Source organism: Winogradskyella maritima, from assembly GCF_042650215.1.
GTDB lineage: Bacteria > Bacteroidota > Bacteroidia > Flavobacteriales > Flavobacteriaceae > Winogradskyella > Winogradskyella maritima.
This window is the reverse complement of the sequence record NZ_JBHSAT010000020.1, coordinates 20,076-40,738: the sequence shown is the minus strand read 5'-3', so window position 1 is coordinate 40,738 and position 20,663 is coordinate 20,076. Positions and strand designations below refer to the sequence as shown.

At 38.7% G+C, this 20,663-nt stretch carries 21 protein-coding genes; 10 read left to right on the top strand and 11 right to left on the bottom strand.

The window, feature by feature from the left end; translation table 11 throughout:
* Positions 1-3: 3 nt before the first annotated feature.
* On the top strand, positions 4-615 hold the full coding sequence (locus ACFOSX_RS11380; RefSeq protein WP_386100995.1) for a trimeric intracellular cation channel family protein: 612 nt from the start codon (positions 4-6) through the stop codon (positions 613-615).
* 43 nt (positions 616-658) lie between these two features.
* Here the strand turns inward: ACFOSX_RS11380 and ACFOSX_RS11375 are convergent, their stop codons facing one another.
* Entirely contained in the window at positions 659-1,360 is a 702-nt protein-coding gene (locus ACFOSX_RS11375) for a peptidylprolyl isomerase (RefSeq protein WP_386100992.1), read from the bottom strand.
* 2 nt (positions 1,361-1,362) lie between these two features.
* Between ACFOSX_RS11375 and ACFOSX_RS11370 the strand changes: the two genes are divergently transcribed.
* On the top strand, positions 1,363-2,001 hold the full coding sequence (locus tag ACFOSX_RS11370; RefSeq protein WP_386100989.1) for an NUDIX hydrolase: 639 nt from the start codon (positions 1,363-1,365) through the stop codon (positions 1,999-2,001).
* Positions 2,002-2,049: 48 nt separating this feature from the next.
* A complete protein-coding gene (locus tag ACFOSX_RS11365; RefSeq protein ID WP_386100986.1) occupies positions 2,050-2,850 on the top strand; it encodes a lysophospholipid acyltransferase family protein in 801 nt (266 codons plus the stop codon).
* A gap of 217 nt (positions 2,851-3,067) precedes the next feature.
* Here ACFOSX_RS11365 and ACFOSX_RS11360 read toward each other — a convergent pair whose 3' ends face one another.
* Genes ACFOSX_RS11360 through ACFOSX_RS11350 form a run of 3 tightly spaced genes read right to left on the bottom strand, consistent with a single transcriptional unit; the run spans position 3,068 to position 5,217 of the window.
* Positions 3,068-4,096 (bottom strand): hypothetical protein, encoded by a 1,029-nt coding sequence (locus ACFOSX_RS11360; protein WP_386100983.1) that lies wholly within the window; start codon positions 4,094-4,096, stop codon positions 3,068-3,070.
* Entirely contained in the window at positions 4,086-4,718 is a 633-nt protein-coding gene (locus tag ACFOSX_RS11355) for a hypothetical protein (RefSeq protein WP_386100980.1), read from the bottom strand. The genes ACFOSX_RS11360 and ACFOSX_RS11355 overlap by 11 nt, the downstream gene beginning before the upstream one ends.
* 4 nt (positions 4,719-4,722) lie before the next feature.
* Positions 4,723-5,217, bottom strand: coding sequence for an RNA polymerase sigma factor (locus ACFOSX_RS11350; RefSeq protein WP_386100977.1), 495 nt, complete (start codon positions 5,215-5,217; stop codon positions 4,723-4,725).
* 242 nt (positions 5,218-5,459) lie between these two features.
* Here ACFOSX_RS11350 and ACFOSX_RS11345 point away from each other — a divergent pair, with 242 nt between their 5' ends.
* Positions 5,460-7,610 (top strand): TonB-dependent receptor, encoded by a 2,151-nt coding sequence (locus tag ACFOSX_RS11345; RefSeq protein WP_386100974.1) that lies wholly within the window; start codon positions 5,460-5,462, stop codon positions 7,608-7,610.
* A gap of 107 nt (positions 7,611-7,717) precedes the next feature.
* On the opposite strand, the gene ACFOSX_RS11340 is transcribed toward ACFOSX_RS11345, so the two are convergent.
* Positions 7,718-8,278, bottom strand: a complete 561-nt coding sequence (locus tag ACFOSX_RS11340) for a thioredoxin family protein (protein WP_386100971.1) — start codon at positions 8,276-8,278, stop codon at positions 7,718-7,720.
* A 52-nt stretch (positions 8,279-8,330) separates the two neighbouring features.
* On the opposite strand from ACFOSX_RS11340, the gene ACFOSX_RS11335 reads away from it, so the two are divergent.
* Positions 8,331-8,669: a tRNA-binding protein gene (locus ACFOSX_RS11335; RefSeq protein WP_386100968.1), complete on the top strand. Its 339-nt coding sequence runs from the start codon at positions 8,331-8,333 to the stop codon at positions 8,667-8,669.
* 191 nt (positions 8,670-8,860) lie between these two features.
* Here ACFOSX_RS11335 and ACFOSX_RS11330 read toward each other — a convergent pair whose 3' ends face one another.
* The 3 genes from ACFOSX_RS11330 to ACFOSX_RS11320 all read right to left on the bottom strand — a co-directional run bounded on the left by ACFOSX_RS11330 (position 8,861) and on the right by ACFOSX_RS11320 (position 13,697).
* A complete protein-coding gene (locus ACFOSX_RS11330; RefSeq protein ID WP_386100965.1) occupies positions 8,861-11,371 on the bottom strand; it encodes a M14 family zinc carboxypeptidase in 2,511 nt (836 codons plus the stop codon).
* A gap of 107 nt (positions 11,372-11,478) precedes the next feature.
* Positions 11,479-11,877, bottom strand: a complete 399-nt coding sequence (locus tag ACFOSX_RS11325; protein WP_386100962.1) for a PUR family DNA/RNA-binding protein — start codon at positions 11,875-11,877, stop codon at positions 11,479-11,481.
* A gap of 62 nt (positions 11,878-11,939) precedes the next feature.
* The gene (locus ACFOSX_RS11320; protein WP_386100959.1) at positions 11,940-13,697 is read right to left on the bottom strand and encodes an ABC transporter ATP-binding protein; all 1,758 of its coding nucleotides are present in this window, start codon (positions 13,695-13,697) and stop codon (positions 11,940-11,942) included.
* 132 nt (positions 13,698-13,829) lie between these two features.
* On the opposite strand from ACFOSX_RS11320, the gene ACFOSX_RS11315 reads away from it, so the two are divergent.
* The 5 genes from ACFOSX_RS11315 to ACFOSX_RS11295 all read left to right on the top strand — a co-directional run bounded on the left by ACFOSX_RS11315 (position 13,830) and on the right by ACFOSX_RS11295 (position 17,640).
* Complete coding sequence (locus ACFOSX_RS11315) at positions 13,830-14,933, top strand: Glu/Leu/Phe/Val family dehydrogenase (protein WP_386100956.1); 1,104 nt, start codon at positions 13,830-13,832, stop codon at positions 14,931-14,933.
* A gap of 93 nt (positions 14,934-15,026) precedes the next feature.
* Positions 15,027-15,971: a transcription antitermination factor NusB gene (nusB, locus tag ACFOSX_RS11310; RefSeq protein WP_386100953.1), complete on the top strand. Its 945-nt coding sequence runs from the start codon at positions 15,027-15,029 to the stop codon at positions 15,969-15,971.
* 171 nt (positions 15,972-16,142) lie between these two features.
* Positions 16,143-16,658, top strand: coding sequence for a DUF1573 domain-containing protein (locus ACFOSX_RS11305; RefSeq protein WP_386100950.1), 516 nt, complete (start codon positions 16,143-16,145; stop codon positions 16,656-16,658).
* Between the two features lie 12 nt (positions 16,659-16,670).
* Complete coding sequence (yajC, locus tag ACFOSX_RS11300) at positions 16,671-16,955, top strand: preprotein translocase subunit YajC (RefSeq protein WP_386100947.1); 285 nt, start codon at positions 16,671-16,673, stop codon at positions 16,953-16,955.
* Between the two features lie 106 nt (positions 16,956-17,061).
* The gene (locus ACFOSX_RS11295; RefSeq protein ID WP_386100944.1) at positions 17,062-17,640 is read left to right on the top strand and encodes an SRPBCC domain-containing protein; all 579 of its coding nucleotides are present in this window, start codon (positions 17,062-17,064) and stop codon (positions 17,638-17,640) included.
* A gap of 9 nt (positions 17,641-17,649) precedes the next feature.
* Here ACFOSX_RS11295 and ACFOSX_RS11290 read toward each other — a convergent pair whose 3' ends face one another.
* The 3 genes from ACFOSX_RS11290 to pepT all read right to left on the bottom strand — a co-directional run bounded on the left by ACFOSX_RS11290 (position 17,650) and on the right by pepT (position 20,560).
* Positions 17,650-18,249, bottom strand: coding sequence for a YdeI/OmpD-associated family protein (locus ACFOSX_RS11290; protein ID WP_386100941.1), 600 nt, complete (start codon positions 18,247-18,249; stop codon positions 17,650-17,652).
* Positions 18,250-18,260: 11 nt separating this feature from the next.
* Positions 18,261-19,202, bottom strand: a complete 942-nt coding sequence (locus tag ACFOSX_RS11285; protein ID WP_386100938.1) for a tetratricopeptide repeat protein — start codon at positions 19,200-19,202, stop codon at positions 18,261-18,263.
* 116 nt (positions 19,203-19,318) lie between these two features.
* Positions 19,319-20,560 (bottom strand): peptidase T, encoded by a 1,242-nt coding sequence (gene pepT / locus ACFOSX_RS11280; protein WP_386100935.1) that lies wholly within the window; start codon positions 20,558-20,560, stop codon positions 19,319-19,321.
* Positions 20,561-20,663: the final 103 nt, after the last annotated feature.

Below are 20,663 nucleotides of genomic sequence, written 5' to 3'. Positions count from 1 at the left end.
CTTATGTTTTTTGATGTCATTGATATTTTGGGAACCATTGCGTTTTCCATTTCGGGTGTTTTGGTTGCACTAAAAAAACGAATGGACCCCTTTGGGGTTTTGATTATTGCCTTTGTTACAGCAGTTGGCGGTGGCACCTTACGCGATGTGATGATTGGTATAGAACCCGTGTCTTGGATGCGAAATATGACCATAGTTTATGTGATACTTGGCTCTACCTTGTTTGCTGTCGTATTCCGAAAGCGATTGTCATACCTCAGAACATCCTTGTTTTTGTTTGACACTATTGGTATCGGATTATTTACCGTAGTTGGAATAGAAACAGGCATTGTCGCTGGGATTCATCCCATTTTATGCATTGCACTAGGAACTATGACCGCTTGCTTCGGGGGTGTGATTCGGGATATTTTGTGTAATGAAATCCCTGTGATTTTCAGAAAAGAAGTATATGCTACAGCCTGTATTCTTGGAGGCTTCACCTATTTTTTGCTTCGCGAATTGACTGCGGATACCAACATTATTTTCGTGATAGCCGGATTGGTCGTCATTGTAGTTAGACTTTTAGCCGTTAAGCTTCAAATCAGTTTGCCGAGTTTGTATAAGGATGAAGCGTAGTGTAACTAGCTTTACAAAAATTTTAAATTCTTATTGATATAATTTAATCTATAATTTTTGCTTTCCAGATATACACATTCTTTAGAGGCCATTCGCCTTCGTCCGTTGGTACAGCGTTGATTTTATCCACTGTATCCATACCATCAATAACACGGCCAAAAATGGTGTAATCGCCATCCAAGAAAGATGCACCGCCTGGCTGTTGCACAATAAAAAATTGATATGGTGACGCTAATTTATACGGATTGTCAATGGTGGCGTTTGGCGTAGATAAGGTGCCACGACTATGGGTAAACCCGTGTCTGGCATCGGTGGGTAAAAGGTAACGGCCAATACGCTTTCGCTTTTTGGTGATTTTAAAATCATCGCTACTACCGCCTTGGATGACAAAATTCTTTACCACTCGGTAAAACTGCGTGCCATCAAAATAGCCTTGCTTAGTAAGGTAAATAAAATTTGCGCGGTGAAATTTGGTTTCGGTATATAATTCTAAATCAATTGTGCCGTAATCTGTGGTGAGTCGTACTTTGGTTTCAGGATTTTCCTTCTCGTACTCTAAAAAGAAATCCATAGCATTTTTGTCTGTGAGCTTAGGGTATTCTCGTTTTTTGGCCTTGTTTGTTGCTGTAGCTTTTTCAGATTTGACGGCAACGGAATCTTGCACTTTGGTATTTTGGTTGCTTTTGGATTGTTTATCTTCACAATTCAGAAGTAAAAGAAAAATTAATAAAACGTAGAGCCTCATAAATGGAGTTTAGTGCATTTGTAACTAATATCGTAAAAGTAAAAAATGTTCCGCTTTTGGGCGAACAAGCGCATGCAAAACTATCGCCACCCTATCGTTTAAAGTTGGCCGAGCAGATGAAGGCCAAACGAAAGACAGCCAAGAAAGCGGCAGTGATGGCCTTGTTCTATCCTAAAAATGAAGAGACCTATCTTATTTTGATATTGCGGAAGACCTACAAAGGTGTTCATTCCGCACAAGTGGGATTTCCTGGGGGTAAAGTGGAAGATGATGATACGGGTTTAGAAATGACGGCTCTACGTGAGACGGAAGAGGAGGTTGGTGTTGCCATGGATTCCGTTACCATGGTTAAAGCTATGAGTCCTTTATACATTCCACCAAGTAATTTTTTAGTACATCCTTTCATTGGGTATTGCGAAGAAACGCCAAGTTTTATAAGGCAAGATGACGAAGTAGAGGCATTGATTGAAGTAAAACTTGCTGACTTTTTAGACGATAAGGCAATCATTTTTACTAAAGTACCGACAAGTTATAATGTTGATATTGAAGTCCCAGCGCTAAAATTGAACGGTTATGTGGTATGGGGCGCAACGGCCATGATGCTAAGTGAATTAAAACTCTTGTTAAATGAGGTCTTTTAAACTAGTGGCTTTTGCTACATTTGTAGTTCTAACTTTCTGAAATCAACTATGGGATTATTCAAAGAAAATCCTTTCGGACATATACTTTTCGTCAAAAAATGGCTCATAAGAATCCTCGGTATAGCGACACACCGACGCTTTAGAGGCTTTAATGAATTACAGATTGAAGGATCTGAAATTATTAAGAACCTTCCGGATACCAATGTATTGTTTATCTCTAACCACCAAACTTATTTTGCGGATGTTATTGCCATGTTTCATGTCTTTAACGCGAGTCTTAGTGGGCGATTAGATAATATTAAAAATGTTGGCTATCTCTGGAATCCCAAGCTGAACATCTATTACGTAGCGGCCAAGGAGACTATGAAGTCTGGTTTAATACCAAAGATATTTGCCTATACAGGTTCTATTAGTATTGAGCGTACTTGGCGTTCTAAAGGGCAGGATGTGAACCGTCAAGTAAAGATGAGCGATATCACAGCCATCAAGAAAGCCTTGGATGATGGTTGGGTGATTACATTTCCTCAAGGAACCACCACACCTTTTAAACCGATTAGAAAAGGAACCGCACATATCATTAAACAATATAAACCCTTAGTCGTGCCAATTGTTATTGATGGCTTTAGACGTTCGTTTGATAAAAAGGGCCTTCGGATTAAAAAGAAGAATATCTACCAATCTTTTGAAGTTAAAGAACCTCTGGACATTGATTACGACAATGAAAGCATTGCTGAAATCGTAGAAAAGATTGAATATGCCATTGAGCAACATCCATCATTTTTAAAGGTCATTCCGCAAGACGAGTTGGCTGAGAAGGAGAAACTGAATCAGGAGTTGCGGGATTGGTAGTTTCGGTTGGCAGTGTTTTAGTAGGCAGTTAGCAGTCTTTCAGTATTAAGTTTTTAGTGTAAAGTGTCTAAAATTAGGTGTGAAGCATTAGGTATGAGATTTTTGTATGATTTTACGAATCATATTTAACTAATAGTTTCCTCTTAACGTCTTTGCGCGAAAACATTTTGGAATTTGGTATTTGTGTTTTGAAATTTCCGCTTCGCGCCTTTAAGCTTTACTCACACTTTATTTTGTGTTCTATAAATGCCTTAAAAGCTACTTTTTCATCCACGTGCAAAGCCAAACCTTTATAAGTTTTGGAAGTGCCGTACAAACCAGTCATTTTATGTTCTTCGGACAAGTGAAGTATGATGTTATGACCTTCTAAACTTCCTAGAAATGAAAACTTTTTGATTTCGGATTTTTCATCAAAATCTTTTGTGGATAATTCAATAGAGGCAATGTCTCTTAGAGGAATGATGGTGGATTTCATAATACCATAATTCAGATACACCTTATCATCATCAATCGTAATTGGCCGTTGGTAAATTGATTTTAAAAATCCAAGAATTTGAATACCAGAATAGATACTCAACCCTGTTAAAATCCAAGCGCTGACGGTACTGTATTTTGCGATTAGTAAGTGAAGCGCAAAAGTTTCCACAGCAATCAGGAAAATCAATGCCATGAGCAACGTTGGTTTACCAGAATCTTTATGATACGTAAACTGATTATCTTTTAATTTGGGACCCTTCCAGCATAAAAACCCATAATAAAACACTGAGATTTCTGTAATTAAAAAAGGCACGACAGCCTTTGGCAGGGATTTTTCACAAACTGCTTTTAAGGCGTCATAGAAATCGAGTCCAGTTTGTTTTTCCTTTTTAAAACCCTTCAATGTCTTATAAACATTGAATATAATACATGAGGCTACTCCAACTTCTATAACCGGAAGCGCCCAAGCTTTAAAGAGGTTTAAATATAATTGTTGCTCCAAAGGTAAAATGACATAACCAATGAGTAAACCGATAATAGTGATGGGAACAACACTTATTCTAGGAATTTTTGTTTTTCTGATAGATAAGAAATAAATCAATGGAACGGTCAACAGAACATCTGCTGAGATTGCTATGGATAAAAGCTGGTTTTCAGAATTGAATAAAGCTGATTTGGTAAGTATCCATAGAATTGAAAATAGAAGTAATGGCACTCCAAAAATCAAAGCGACTTGGATAGTTGTTAGTCTTTGTGTTTTAATCCTCAATCTTCTTTAATTCTGCGTAATTCTTATTTAAACGGTTAATCAATATTCCGTAAATCAATTTATAGAATAACCAGACCAGCACTAAGAAAATCGCTGTAAACCCGATAATCACGCTGTACATTATGGTCAGTTGTCCGGAATCAAAACTTGCTACTTTCTCCGCTAAATCCGCATCTTCTTGCAAGCCCGAATACACACTAAACGGTATGGAAATTAGAATAACCACCAAATTATACAGTACGTAGTATTTAATGATTTTTCGAGTGTTGAGAATACTCTCCATCAGTTTTTTTGAACTATCGGTAACCGAAATTGACTTGTACGATTTCCATAAAAGAAAGGCAAAAACGCCAATAACTAAATACCCAAAAATGCTTAATCCAACATAGAGATTGTCGTGCATTAACTCCTCCATACGTTCTCTAAACGTATCAAAGAATAGCATGGGAACATAATTTAAAAGCACCCAAAAAAGCAATTCGCCAACACTGATATAGAACAATGTTTTAACAATGGAAGACGATTTTCTGTGACTCATTCTATACAAGTCGGCATCGTCATAGGTCTGAAAGTCGTTGCTCGTGGCATTCCAATCTTTCTTTAATAATTCTAATTCGTCCATAATCCTACGGATTTAATATGGTTTTTAATTTCTTTTTTACGCGATTCATCTTCACGCGTGCGTTCACTTCAGAAATACCCAAAGTCGCACTTATTTCTCTATAGTCCTTATCTTCCAAATAGAGGAACACCAAGGCTTTTTCAATATCATTCAATTGTTTTACCGCACGGTACATTAGCTTTAATTGTTGCTCTTCGGTATCATCATACTCTTCCGCCTTAATTCTAAACTGTATTGCATCAAAATCGGTGGTTTGCACTCGTCTTTTAGACTTTCGGTATAAGGTAATTGCCGTATTAAGACCCACACGGTACATCCACGTGCTAAATTTAGAATCGCCTCTAAACTTAGGGTAGGCGCGCCATAACTGTATGGTAATTTCCTGAAACAAGTCATTGTGCGCATCCTGATTGTTGGTATACAGGCGACACACCTTATGTACAATGTTTTGGTGTTCTTTTAATTGTTCTACAAAACTATGTTCTAGTTCTTTGTTCAATAGTGTCAGTTAGTTTGGTTGCTTATTGGTAGTCTTCTCTATTACAATGTTACATTAAAATCCGATAATATTTCAAGCGTCTGGCAAGCCTTTGATTTTAAAGGGTTTTTCGTCGGAAGGCACCTCGCTCCTGCGGCTGTTTTACAATTCAGAAGGGAAATTTTACAGTTCAGTCTATTTCAATTTATTCTGAAGGGAGTTTGAAAGACATTTGAAACATCAATCAAAATCAACACCATCCCATGAGAACGCTCATCATCATTTTTATTCTTCTGTTTCAGTTTGAAGGTAATTCACAAACCACCATATCCGGAAAAGTCCTCGACAATAAAAAACTCCCGATTCCCGGTGCGAATGTCTATTTAGATGGCACCTATGATGGCGCCACTTCAGATGAAAACGGTCTTTTTAAATTTGAAACTTCTGAAGAAGGTACCCAAAAACTTATCGTTTCTTTTTTATCCTACGAAACCAAAACGCTGGAATTGGATGTTGTGAATATGAAAGACTTGGTTATCACTTTAAAAGACGATGTCAGTGCCTTGGATGCAGTAGTTATCACCGCGGGAACTTTCGAAGCCAACGACAATAGCAAAGTTTCCGTTTTAAATTCTTTGGACGTCGTAACCACAGCAAGTGCCTTGGGGGACGTGCTAGGTGCCATTCAAACTTTACCCGGAACGTCAACAAATGCTGAAGACGGGCGATTGTTTGTCAGAGGCGGTAGAGCAGAGGAGACCCAGATTTTTATTGATGGTATCCGTGTATTTACACCATACACGCCAACCGCAGGTAATACACCAACGCGAGGTCGTTACTCACCATTTTTGTTCGATGGAATTACCTTTTCCACAGGCGGTTATTCTGCGGAGTACGGACAGGCTTTGTCTAGCGTACTGTTATTAAATACCATTGATGAGCCAGACCAAGAAAAAACCGATATTGGGCTTATGACCGTTGGCGCTACCTTGGGAAACACCCAAAAATGGGAAAAGTCGTCCCTTAGTGTTAATGCGAGCTATATCAACCTGGCGCCTTATCTCGAAGCCTTTGATGACCGTAACGATTGGCAATCACCTTATGAAGGTGCTCAAGGTGAAGCGGTATTCCGTTTAAAGACCAACTCTGGATTATTTAAGTTTTACACCGCATTCGATGCAGTAAATTTTGAATTGACTCAACCCGACATCAATCAACCAGACGGTTTCGACTTTAAATTAAAGAACAATAACCTTTACGCGAATACATCATACCATGGCGTGCTAGGTGAAAGTTGGGCGATGACAACCGGATTGAGTTATACGAGGTCAAATTCAGACTTAGGGGTGGAAACCGCGGATATCACGAATACAGAGCAATCCATTCATGCTAAGTTAAAGCTGAAAAAACGTTTTGGCAATCGCGTTAAAGTGCAATTTGGTGCTGAGAAGTTTTTAACCAATTTTGAAGAAAGCTTTTCCGACGGCGACATCAACGCCACCTATGGTTATGACAACAATATCACGGCGGGTTTTGTAGAAACGGATGTGATGTTTTCAAAATCATTAGCTTTAAAAGTTGGCTTACGTGCGGACTACTCGCAATTGTTCAAGCAAACTGACGTCGCGCCAAGAGTATCTTTAGCATACAAAACCGGAAAGAAAAGTCAGGTGTCCTTGGCCTATGGTACCTTTTTTCAGAATCCAACGTCTGAGGTTTTAAAATTCAATACCAACTTAAGACCGCAGAATACGGACCACTATATTTTCAATTACCAATATGTGAATAATGGAAAAATCCTTAGAGCGGAAGCTTACCGAAAAACCTATGACAACTTAGTGAAATTTACGGGCGACTTCCCCAATTTTGAATCGGATTATTCCAGTTCTGGTGACGGTTATGCACAAGGTATAGATTTGTTTTGGAGAGATAACACGGGGATTAAAAATGTGGACTATTGGGTGAGTTATTCGTATTTAGATACAGAGCGCGACCATCGGAATTTCTTAGAATCGGCAACACCAAATTTTGCCACGAAGCATAACCTTTCTGTCGTTGGTAAGTATTGGATAGAGGATTGGAAATCTCAAGCAGGGTTCTCGTACACCTATTCGTCAGGACGTCCATATAACAATCCAAATACGGACGACTTTTTAGCGGAACGCACCAAAAGCTTCAACAATTTAAGCCTAAACTGGGCCTATCTTCTGGACGAGCAAAAGATTCTATACTTCTCAGTAAACAACGTACTTGGGTTTAAAAACGTCAATGGTTATCAGTATGCCAATACGCCAAACGCCAACGGTAATTTTGATAGGCAAACGTTACGACCGGCACAGGACCAGTTCTTTTTCATCGGTTTCTTCTGGACGATTAGTGAAAATGGAACCGATAATCAATTGGATAATCTTTAGTCGTAAGTTGGTAGATTATAGCCGGTAGACTGTAGAAGACATGATTGCTACCTTACACAAGCAAGAATTAAAGGGTTTTCTCTCGACTCACAGCTACTGACTCAAGACTAGCTTGCCCTCCACTTAATATTACAACCCATACTCGGTTTTTGGTTCTTATCAATTGGTTTTCCTTCAATTAGATTGTCCATTGCAGAACGTAAATCCTTACCCGTGACAGGGATGCCGTTTCCTGGACGGGAATCATCTAACTGTCCGGCGTACACTAATTTTAAATCCTCATCAAACAGAAAAAAATCTGGGGTACAGGCCGCATCGTAAGCTTTAGCCACGGCTTGTGTTTGGTCATAGAGGTATGGGAAAATATAATCGTTTTCAATAGCCGTGGTTTTCATGTATTGTGGGCCATCTTGCGGGTAGTTGTCTACATCGTTGCTACTGATGGCAATACAGTTAATACCTTTACTGACATAATCTTTGGCGAGTTGGGATAATTCGGCATTCACATGAATCACAAACGGACAATGGTTACAAATAAACATTACGAGCGTACCTTTAGTACCTTTTAATTCGTCAAGGGATTTTAATTGATCATCGGTTGTATCAAGTAGTTTGAAGTCTGGAGCTTTGGTGCCCAGAGGTAACATATTTGATGGAGTTAATGCCATTTTTTAGTAGTTTAGGAATAAATAAAAACACCCGACATCTCGGGCGACAAACATGAGTGAAAAGGTACTAACATTTGAAGACTTTACAAAGGTCGATTTGCGCATCGGGACGATTGTTGATGTGCAGGATTTCCCTGAAGCGAGACGACCTGCCTATCAACTGAAAATCGATTTTGGGCCTTTGGGGATTAAAAAATCAAGTGCGCAAATCACAACGATTTACAATAAAGAAGACTTGCTGAATCGACAGATTGTAGCTGTGGTCAACTTTCCTAAAAAACAGATTGCTAAATTTATGAGCGAATGTTTGGTGATGGGCGCCGTGTTGGAGAATGATGTGTTTCTTCTTTCTCCAGAAAGTAAGGTGCCGAATGGAAAGGCGGTAAATTGATGGTGTTATGTAGCGCTTTAAAGCATCAAATTAATATGTGACGAGTTTAAGTTAAGCACTTCGACTGCGCTCAGTGTGACATCAAACTAGAATCAATTTAGAATACAATCCCAAATAACGAACCTCTATCCGTTCCCCTTGGGGAATATAACCAACCATTTGGCCTTCAACTAAGAACCTCCAAGGGGCTTTTACAGCTCGTCCCTAAAGAAAATCGCATTCAACAACAAGCGATTAGTCCCATACCAAAAGGCTCTAAAGTTGGTGTTGTCCGTTAATGCCACAATGCTTCCTCGGCCCATACCTCCAATTTTTAAGGGGACTGTATTCGCCAAGCTATCCAAATTCTGCTTTGAGATATAACCGCTCAACAATGGGTTTTCAGTGTACTGAATCGGGTTGTCATAGCTGTTCTTAGCTGGCTTTACAAATAAGGTTGTATTTCTAAACATCGGAAGATTCTCATTCTTAAATCCGAAATTAATCGGATGTGACCGGTCAATTTTGGTATTAAAAATGGCTCCGCCAATAAATTGTGCACCTCTAAAATCGCCACGTTCTTCAAATGAAATGTTTTTGGCTTCGAGTTTACTTTCTTTAAAATCGATATTGAGAAGTTTGTTGTTCTTGAGGTAACGCAGAGCATTTCGGTAGGCGATAAGCGTCCCGCCAGACTGTATCCAACTTTTTATTTTGTCCGTTTGGCCTTTATCCAATGGGGAAAAGGCATTCACCATAATGATGGTATTGTAACGACTTAAATCTGCACGACTGAAATTGCGAGTATCCAACTTCGTTACGGCCATATCATAGCGTGTATCCAATAGATGCCAAATTTCTCCAGCATCGTAGGAGTTCATACCGTCACCGACCAATAAAGCGATTTTAGGCAATTCCAAAGGTCTAAAATTATTACTACCAAGGTCTATGCCTTCTGTAAGTCCAGTTCCGACAGCGTCAATATTTACGTGCGCATCTTTGGCTAATTCCTGAAGTAAACTGTAAAGTTCGCTAGACGATAATTCCTGATTTTGAACGGGAATCATCACCGTTCCATAATCGTAGGTTTTACCATTGGTGGAAAATTGTTTCAGACTCGCTCTAAGACGAATATTTTTCTTCTGTAATTCGTATACCAATTTTGGTGCATAATACTCGTGCCATTCCATTAAGTAAGCATATTCGCTTTTGGCTTGAACACGACCAGTAGGTAGCTCTAAACTGGTGATTTTCTCCCCTGCATTAGCAGTTGTTGTTTCCGTATAATCTACATTAAAGGATAACGGAAATGTCCATGCAGAAATATCATAAAATAAACTGTCTTGAAAGGTCGTTCGCTTTTCAAACATTGCATTAATTAAACGGGTGTTTTTCTGATTTTTTGGAACGATAAAAGCGTGGTCTTTGGTGTAGCGCTTCCCGTTGAGGGTAACATCGTTTTTCAACTCATGAATGGCAATCTGGTGTCTATTCAAAATTTCGGCTAAATGATAGGTCTTTGCCGCATCTTTCTCATCACCAAAGATGATGGCTTTGCTTCCTGCTCTGCTTCCTTCGTTCTGGGCTTGTTTAAAGAAATCGTGCTGATAGTCTAAAATCTCGGTACGCATGGCATTGGCAGCTTCCAATGTTGATAATGCCGCTGTGAATTGATTTCTTATTGTAAACGGAAAGGTCAATAATCCATTATCACTTTCCTGAATGTGTCCACGAGAACTAGCTTGCTCAAACAGAATCCCAATACTTCCATTAATGTCTGGAAAGGTAGAGCCTTTTCCGTAATAGAAATCATCAAAACTTTCTTCAGAATAATACAAAGAGCCAATCTTATCTAAAGCCTTAGCATGATATTTGGCAATGCCTTTGGTTAATTCTTGATTCATTTTCGGCGTTAATGGATGTGTCCGGGATGGAATACCCGGCTGAAAGAAGAAGGAACTGTTGGTGCCCATTTCGTGATGGTCGGTGAGAATATTTGGCATCCATTTGTGGAAGGACTTAATGCGCGCTCTGGATTCTGGTAACTGCACTGGCAACCAATCACGGTTCATATCAAACCAATAATGATTGGTTCGTCCGCCGGGCCATACTTCCGAATATTCCCTGTCGTTGGGATCTGGATTCAAGTTTTGGTTTCTATTGGTATTGGCCCAATAGGCAAAACGCTGTAAGCCATCGGGATTAAAACTCGGATCGAATAGAATCACCGTGTTTTTTAGCATAGCATCAATCTTTGGGCCTTGTGCAGCAGCCAAATAATAGGCAGCAACTAAGCCTGCATTGGCACCACTAGGTTCGTTACCATGAATGGAAAAACCTTGATACACCACAATTGGACGGTTAGTGGTATTTGCATTTCCGGATTCTGTAGCACCAACATGCGCTTGTCTAATCGATTCAAGATTTTGGTGGTTTTCTGGAGAGGTGATCGTTAAAAGCAGTAGTGGTCGGTCTTCAAAGGTTTTGCCTCGGTCTTCAATGGTAATACGGTCTGAAACTTCTGCGAGCTTCATCATGTATTGGGCTAACTTGTCATGGGTAATATGCCATTCGCCAACCTCGTGACCGATAATATCTTTAGGTGTTGGCATGTTTTCGTTATAAGAAACATCTGTTGGTAAAAAGTAGTCGAGTCCTTTTGGATTTTGAGCAATAAGAAAAGCAGAAACAAAAAAGGCAAGGCAGGCAAAACGTAATTTCATATCGAAGTTGGTTAGTTAGTCTGAAGTTTATTTTTCGAAAGCATTAAAAATAAAAAAACCGCTATGGATATTAGCGGTTTTCAATTTATTTAACAGAAAGATATGTTCTAAATATCTTCGAATTTAATATCTGTGAAAGATTCTGTCTTTCCTAAATCTGCGTCCTCAGGGGTTTTGGCTTCTGCGATTTGAAACTCATCCTCTTCACGCTTAAAATCTTTTTGGTGACGCTCACTGATCACTTCCTCACCTTTTTCATTGATGATATAATCCGTCATTTCTGACATAATCTCATTGAATTCGGTGAAATCTTCTTTGTACAAGTAGATTTTGTGTTTTTTATAATGGAAAGAACCGTCGTCATTGGTGAACTTTTTACTTTCCGTAATGGTAAGGTAGTAATCACCAGCCTTTGTGGCACGTACATCGAAAAAATATGTACGTCTTCCTGCACGCAATACTTTTGAGTAAATCTCTTCCCTGTCCATCATTCCGTTATCGCTCATAGGTCAATTTCAAATTTTAATTTCAATCCAAATATCTAAAAAAAAATGGAGCTTACAAGAAATTATGAAATTTCTTTTTCGGAGAGTTGTTTAAGGTAAAGGTCTTTGTAGTAACCGTCTGTATTTATTAAGCTGGCGTGATTTCCTGTCTGAATAATCTTACCATCTTCCAACACTATGATATGGTCGGCATTCTTGGCAGAAGATACCCGATGACTCACAATCACCGTGGTTTTGTCTTTGGAAACTTTGTTGAGGTTTTTGAGGATTTTCTCTTCCGTTTCAGTGTCTACTGCCGACAAACAATCATCAAACAACAAAATTTGAGGTGATTTTATAATGGCTCTTGCAATGGATATCCGTTGCTTTTGTCCGCCCGATAATGTAATACCGCGTTCTCCCAAAACAGTGTCATAACCGTTTTTAAACCCGACGATATTCTTATGCACCATGGCATTTTTCGCAGCAGTAATGACTTCCTCATCTGTGGCATTTTCCTTCCCGAACTTAATATTGTTCTTTATGCTATCCGAAAACAGAAAAGCATCCTGCGGTACATAACCAATAGCCTCGCGAAGTGAATACAAATTCTGATCGGTTATTTTGGTGTCATCAATCCAAATTTCGCCATCTTGGATATCGTATAATCGGCCTATTAAATCAAGAATGGTTGTTTTTCCTGAGCCAGTTTTACCAAGAATGGCTAACGTTTTTCCGGCTTCAATATTAAAACTTACCCCTTTTAATGCTACAATATTGGTGTCGGGATATTCAAATGAAACATTTTCAAAGCGAATCGCGCCTTGTATGTCTGTAAGTTCATTTTTGGTATTGACAATATCCGGCTTGGTTTCCAAAAATTCATTGATTCGTTTTTGAGAAGCTTCCGCCTGTTGTACCATATTGGTCACCCAGCCTATAACGGCAACGGGCCAGGTCAACATATTTACATAAATAAGGAATTCGGCGATGGTCCCAATATCCGCAATAGTGCCGTTAATGTATAGACGCCCACCAATGTAAGCGACCATAATGGTGCTAAGTCCGATAATCAATATCATTAGCGGAAAAAACAACGCCTGTATTTTTGCGAGGTTGATCTGTTTTTGCCGGTTTTCTGAAGACAAGGTTTCAAAATCTGTATTGGTTCGGTCTTCAATACCGTAGGACTTTATGACAGAAATTCCACTAAAGTGTTCTTGGGTAAACGTGGATAATGTCGACAGTGATTCCTGAACAATACGGCTACGCTGATTAATAATTTTCGAAATCTTGTAAATCAAGACTGATAGAATTGGTAAGGGTAAGATGGTATATAAAGTCAATTCTACCGAACGATTAAACATGTATATGAGCGCGACGATAAATAAGGTCACCGTATTGATACTGTACATCAATGCCGGACCAGCATAGGAGCGTACTTTGCCCACATCCTCACTAATACGGTTCATTAGATCGCCAGTTCTATTGGACTTATAGAATTTTAGCGACAATACTTGGTAATGCTGATACACTTCATTTTTAAGATCATACTCAATGTAACGCGACACATTAATTATGGTTTGTCGCATCATAAAGGTGAAAATGCCAGCCAAAACGGCGGCACCTAACAACAAGAGGATGTTTAGCATTAAATCATCCTTAAACTGTTCCATAGAAATGTTGCCTTTCAATTTATCGGAGGCGACATTAATCGAGGCACCGATTAAGCGCGGTGTAAAGAGCGCAAATATTCGGGCAATGATGGTAATAAAAATACCGACCAAGAGTCGATATCTGTATTTGTAGAAGTACTTATTTAAATGTTTTAGTTCTTTCATTAATAGTGTTGGTAGAACAAAGCTATTGTCATATTCCTATTTAATAGTTAATATTTTGCTAATCCTCCAATATTGATTTATTTTTGCACGCTGTTTTTACAGATTTTTTAAAATAAAAAACAATTACACCTTATGACATCTGATATAATTGCTCCTGAAGACCTTAAAAAAGCAGATCCTGTTTTCGGTCAACTTTCTTTTGACGACCATGAACAAATCGTTTTTTGCAACGACAAAGATACTGGTTTAAAAGCAATAATTGGAATTCACAATACGGTTTTGGGACCTGCACTTGGTGGCACCAGAATGTGGCAATACAATAACGAATGGGAAGCGCTTAATGATGTGCTTCGTCTATCTCGTGGTATGACGTTTAAGTCGGCCATTACCGGATTAAACCTTGGTGGTGGAAAAGCAGTAATCATAGGCGACGCAAAAACACAGAAAACGCCTGAATTAATGCGTCGTTTTGGAGAGTTTGTCCACTCGTTAAGCGGTAGATATATTACAGCTGAGGATGTTGGGATGACTACAGGCGATATGGATACGGTAAGAGAGGTAACACCTTACGTTACCGGTATTTCAGAAAGTATCGGTGGTGCCGGGAATCCTTCCCCAATTACAGCTTACGGCGTATTCATGGGGATGAAAGCTGCTGCAAAGTATCAATACGGCTCAGATGTTTTGGAAGGCAAGAGTGTCTTTGTGCAAGGTATTGGTAATGTTGGCGAAGCTTTAGTCGAGCATTTAACAAACGAAGGTGCTTTGGTAACCATAAGCGATATCAGCCAAGAACGTTTGGAGGAAGTCCGTTCTAAATACGGAGCCACTATTTACGGTGGTAATGATATTTATTCTGAAGCTATGGATATTTATGCGCCATGTGCTTTAGGAGCAACCGTAAATGATGAAACCATTAATAAATTGCAGGCAAAAATCGTGGCAGGTGCAGCAAATAATCAGCTTGCCGATGAGAATGTGCACGGTAAACTATTACAGGAACGCGGTATTGTTTATGCGCCAGATTTCTTAATCAATGCAGGTGGAATTATCAATGTGTATGCGGAGTTGGAAAATTACGACCGACAAGAAATTATGCGTAAAACAGAGAATATCTATAATACGACATTGGAGATTTTAGATAATGCAAATGCTAACGGGATTACAACACACGTTGCAGCACTCAATATCGCCAAAGAACGAATCGCCGCACGTAAGCGAGAAAACAACAAATAGTTTCGTCGGAAACTAAATAATACTATTTTTGCAAGGTGGAAATTCGTTTCCGCCTTTTTACTGCTTAACTCTTTAATTATAAAGTTCTTAGACATGCTAAACCGAAGACACATCCGTATAAAAGTCATGCAATCCATTTTTGCATTCAAAGGTTCGGAAAGTGATGATTTTTCAAAAGACGAAAAATTCTTGTTTCACAGTATAGAAAGCATGTCCGATTTGTACTTCGCCATTATGGCATTGCTCATTGAAGTACAAAAGAAATCTAGAAGCCATCTCGAAAAATCCCAAAAAAAGCTACTTGCTACAGAAGCGGATATCAATCCAAATAGGAAATTTGCCGATAATGTGGTTTTGGAATTTATCAGTTCCAACACCATGCTGAGAGAAGTTATTGAAAAGCGAAAACTCAATTTTTGGGATCTCGATTTTGAATATGTCGATGTAATTTACAAAGCCATTCAAGAAAGTGATGTCTACAAGGAGTATATGGCAAAAGGGCCTTCAACATTAAAGGAAGACAAGGATTTTATTATTGATATTTATTCCGAAGTCATTGCACCTAACGATAAGCTCTATGATTATTTTGAAGACAAACGCCTAACATGGGTAGATGATCTTCCGGTAGTTAATACGGCTATCGTTCGATTATTTAAAAAGTTAAAACTCACAAAACCTGAAACGTTTTTGATTGCGGAGTTATTCAAAGATGAGGATGATCGAAAATTTGCTAAAGACCTGTTGTACAAAACATTGCTGAATAGTAGTGCGTTTCAAGAGGAAATATCAAAAAAAACCACCAATTGGGATGCTGACCGTTTGGCGAGTCTAGACGGTGTGTTATTAAAAATGGCGCTTTGCGAACTTCAGAAATTCCCGTCTATTCCTGTTAAAGTAACGATTAATGAATATTTAGAAATCGCTAAGGAATACTCCACGCCAAAAAGTAGTGTGTTTATCAATGGTATTTTAGACAAAACGATTAAAGAATATAAACAGGCCAATATTCACAACAAAATCGGTAGAGGATTGGTTTAGGTTTTCAGCTCGAAAAGCTTTTGTTTACAAGGCTTTTCTTTGTTAAGAATTTGCCCAAAAGTTTCTATTTCTCGATATTATTGTTACATTTAGCCCAGAAAATTATAATCTACTTATTAATTTAAAAGAATAAAAATGAAAAAGTTAATCTTAGGTCTTAGCGCCTTATCTATGATTGCCTTCACATCTTGTAAAGATGACGCAACGAGTAAAGTGAATTCTGAAAACGTTGCAGCAGCAGCAGAACGTGATGCTAATGCAGGTGATTTTCCAGCAATCAGTTTCGACAAGACTGATCATGATTTCGGAACGATTGAAAACGGTACACCAGTAGAAACGATCTTCAAATACACCAACACAGGTAACTCTATGTTAGTGGTAAGTGATATTAAAAGTACTTGTGGCTGTACGGTACCGAAAGATTGGACTGAAAATGTAGCTCCGGGAGAAACTGGCCAGTTTGTGGTAAAGTTCAACGGAAAAGGAAACGGTAATAAAGTATCTAAAACAGTTACTTTGACAACTAATACAGAGAAAGGTTCTGAGCAAGTACGTATTTCTGCTTTTGTAGAGGCTGATCCTAATGCAGCTAAGCCAGCAACAACGGCAGGTACTCAGTCTATCTTGTCACAGCCAGCGGTTAAGACCAGCACACAACCAGGACACGAAGGTCATAACCACAACTAAGAAAGCACTTTAATGGAAGGATTAAGTTCATTACTGCCATTTGTGGCAATGTTCGCTGTGGTTTACTTTTTTATGATTGCACCTCAAATGAAGCGTGCAAAGCAAGAAAAAAAGTTCTCTTCGGAGTTAAAACGTGGCGACCGTGTCATTACCAAAAGTGGTATGCATGGAAAAGTAGCGGATCTCAACGATAAGGATAACAGCTGTGTTATTGAAACCCTAGCTGGTAAAATTAAGTTTGACCGTTCTGCCATTTCCATGGAAATGAGTAAAAAACTAAACACCCCAGCGAAATAAAACGTTGGTTATAATTTTGAAAACGCCTCCGAAAGGGGGCGTTTTTCATATCAGTATTCTACATATTTGGTATATTTATCTCAATTCCTCTCAAAAACCTAATATCATGAAGAAATTTCTTTTTATAACACTGTTTAGTTGTTTTCTCGTATCATCGTTTTCATCAATATCTGCACAAGGTAGAGTAGAGTCTATAGTGGATTCTTCCCAATTCAATAACATGGTTTTAAAGCAATCTTTTGTTGTGCAGGTAGGTGTTGATTCTGTTTGGAATGCATACACTACAAAGAACGGCTGGGAAAGTTGGGCAACTGCTATTGCTGAAGTAGATTTTAAAATTAACGGAACTATAAAGACCAATTACAATAAAGACGGGCAAGTAGGTGATAATTCTACAATTGTACTGCATGTTATTAATTATGTTCCTAAGCGTATGATAACGTTGCAAGCTGAACTTACAGAAAACTTCCCTGAATTTATGAAGGAAGATGAAAAGAACTTATATAACATGATTCTTTTTGAAGAGATAGATGCAGCTAAAACAAAGATTACATCCTATGGTATAGGCTATAAGCACAACGAAAAGTATATGTCTTTAATGAAGTTTTTCATTAAGGGAAATGAGCAGTCTTATCACAACCTCATTAGTTATTTGGAAACAGGAAATCCTAGTGTAAAATATTAAGTGATTTATTTAACAATTCTTATACTTATCATGCAAACCTTTACCCTCTAAAATCATCGGGGTAATTTTCTCCAGTCGCGATAGCTTTGTCGCTTCACGTTTGGCTGATGCAATGTGTTCGCAGTATTCCCGCTGTTTGGAGGGCGTTAAGGCCTTAAATGCTGTGTTGAGGTCTTTGTCGGTTTTTAAAACGGCTTTTAGTTCTTCAGGAATTACTACGGGTTTTATCGTTCGGGTGAGTTTTAGCTCTTTACCCGCTTTTTGGTTAGCGATAGCTTCTTTTACATAGTCGAACACTACATTGGGTTGAATGTCTTCCATGCTCGTAAATCGCATTTGTCGCAAGGCTTTGGTTTTACCTTCCTGGGCATTCATTAAAAGCCCTTCTTTATCTTTTAGAAAAACACCATTAAAAAACCATAAGCAGAAATGCTGTTTAAAAGCGCCAAGCCCAACCACATTTTTTCCGTTGACATCATAAACGGGAGCGCTCCATTTAATGTTTTCGTTAAGTTCAGTTTTAAGTAAGATACTTCTCAACAGATCAAGTTCCTTTTTCCAATGGTCATTGGTTTCTATGTATTCTTCTACGGAGTAAACTTTTTTCATGCCTATAGAGATTAATCGTTTTCAGCAAATAAGCGATTCCAATCCGATTCCGCCGCGAGATAGGCGAATGAGTAAGGATTACCTTCGCGGAGCAATCGTCCGTAAAGGGCTTGGGCCTTCAGGCTGTCTTGCTGTTCAAACAAATACCAGTTTCCAAGGCCATAACTTAGGACATCGCTAGAGGAGGTGCCAATAGTTTCAATTTTTAAATCGTCCAATTCATTTTTAAAGAATAGGCACATAGTATGATAACTCATATTCTCAATAATATCCATTTCTGGATCAATGTTTTCAATAACTTCCTTGGCTTTTTCGTCATTACCAAGTCGCCTCTGAATCATATATTGCCAATAGCCCCCAGAAACCAAATTGTCTGGATACTTTTCCGTCACGGTTCGGTTGGAATAGGCTTTCAATGCATTGGTCATATCGCCTTTTAAATAATAGGCCAGACCCAAATGATAATAGATGTTTCCGTGTAAGGTGCTCAAGGGCAGGTTTCGGGCATTAGGGAGACCATCGGGTTCTATCATGTCTTTTTTGCCTTTTATGAGTTGAACGGCCTTTTCAAAATCAGAAATCGCTTTATCATACTGCCGTATGGAAATATAGCGATGCCCACGATGACGTAAAAACCGAGCATCTTCTGGATACAATTCGTTCCCGTAGGAATAAATATCTATCGCGTCTTTAAAATAACCTAGGTAGGCTGTACGCCTCCCAAACCAAATAATAGAATCGGCATTTTTTGGTGCGTTTTCAAAGGCTATTTTGGCATTTTGGTAATTTTTGTAGGCTTGATTATCTTCTAAAGACGGACTCCTAAGGGTATCGCCTAAAAGGGTAATGGCTTCGATTTGTTGCTTAAGTTCAAAGGTTGGTGCATTGACTTCCTCATTTTTGCAGGAAAAAAACAGGAAGGGTGCAACTACGAAGATGTATATATTTTTCATTTGACATTGCATTACATGTCCAATAAATATAGTGGAATTTTGTAAAATCTTGAATCATCAACCTTAATTGCCTCAAAAGGCGTTCATATATAAACTGCCTACTAAACCACTGCCAACTACTCATACCGCTCCGCAGTCAGCTCCGCAATCTTACAAATCACTTCTGTCGCCTTAATCATACTCTCAACAGGAACATATTCATAGCGTCCATGGAAGTTGTGCCCACCTGCAAAAATATTAGGACAGGGCAAGCCCATGTAGGATAATTGTGAGCCGTCCGTACCGCCACGTATTGGTTTAATGAGTGGTTCAATATCTAAGGCTTTCATGGCGTCTTCGGCGATATCAACAATATGCATTACAGGCTCAACTTTTTCCTTCATATTAAAGTACTGGTCTTTGATGTCGATATCAAAAATTAGGGCTTCAAACTTGGTGTTCAGATCTAGAACAATTTTTTCCATGAGGGCTTTCTTCGCTTCAAATTTGTCGGCATCATGATCGCGGATGATATATTTTAATGTGGTTTCTTCAACACTCCCATCAATATCATATAAATGGAAAAAGCCTTCATAACCTTCCGTATGTTCTGGACGTTCTAGTGGTGGTAAAGTATTAATAAATTCTGAAGCATAGTACATGGAATTGACCATTTTCCCTTTGGCATAACCAGGATGAACAATTTTACCCTTAGCCGTAATCACAGCACCTGCCGCGTTAAAATTCTCATACTCTAGTTCCCCAATTTGGCTACCATCCATGGTATACGCCCAATCGGCACCGAATTTCTCTACATCAAATTTATGCGCGCCACGTCCAATTTCCTCATCCGGCGTAAAGCCTACTTTAATGGTCCCGTGTTTTATTTCAGGATGTTCTAATAAATATTTCATGGCGGACATGATTTCAGTAATTCCTGCTTTATCATCCGCACCAAGAAGGGTAGTGCCGTCTGTAGTGATAAGGGTTTGGCCTTCGTATTGCAACAAATCTTCAAAATAATCTGGAGAAAGAATAATGTTTTGTTCAGCATTCAAGATAATATCCTTGCCATCATAGTTCTCTATGATTTGAGGTTTTACATTAGCGCCTGTAAAATCGGGACTGGTATCAAAATGCGAAATAAACCCAATAGTCGGCACTTCATGATCAACGTTACTCGGTAAGGTGGCCATAATGTAAGCGTTGTCGTCAATGCTGACGTCACTCATGCCCATGTCAAGAAGTTCATCAGCTAATTTTTTAGCCAAATCCCACTGTTTTTCTGTGCTTGGCGTGGTTTCAGATTCTGGGTCGGACTCTGTATCTATGGTGACATAACTGATAAAACGGTTGATGATATCTTGTTTATTAATCATTTTTACTGTAGATTTATTCAAAAATAATCATAGCCTAGAAGGCAAACAAGCGGTATCGATTGAATATTTATAATTCATACAATTTGATGTATTTTTGCTCTGC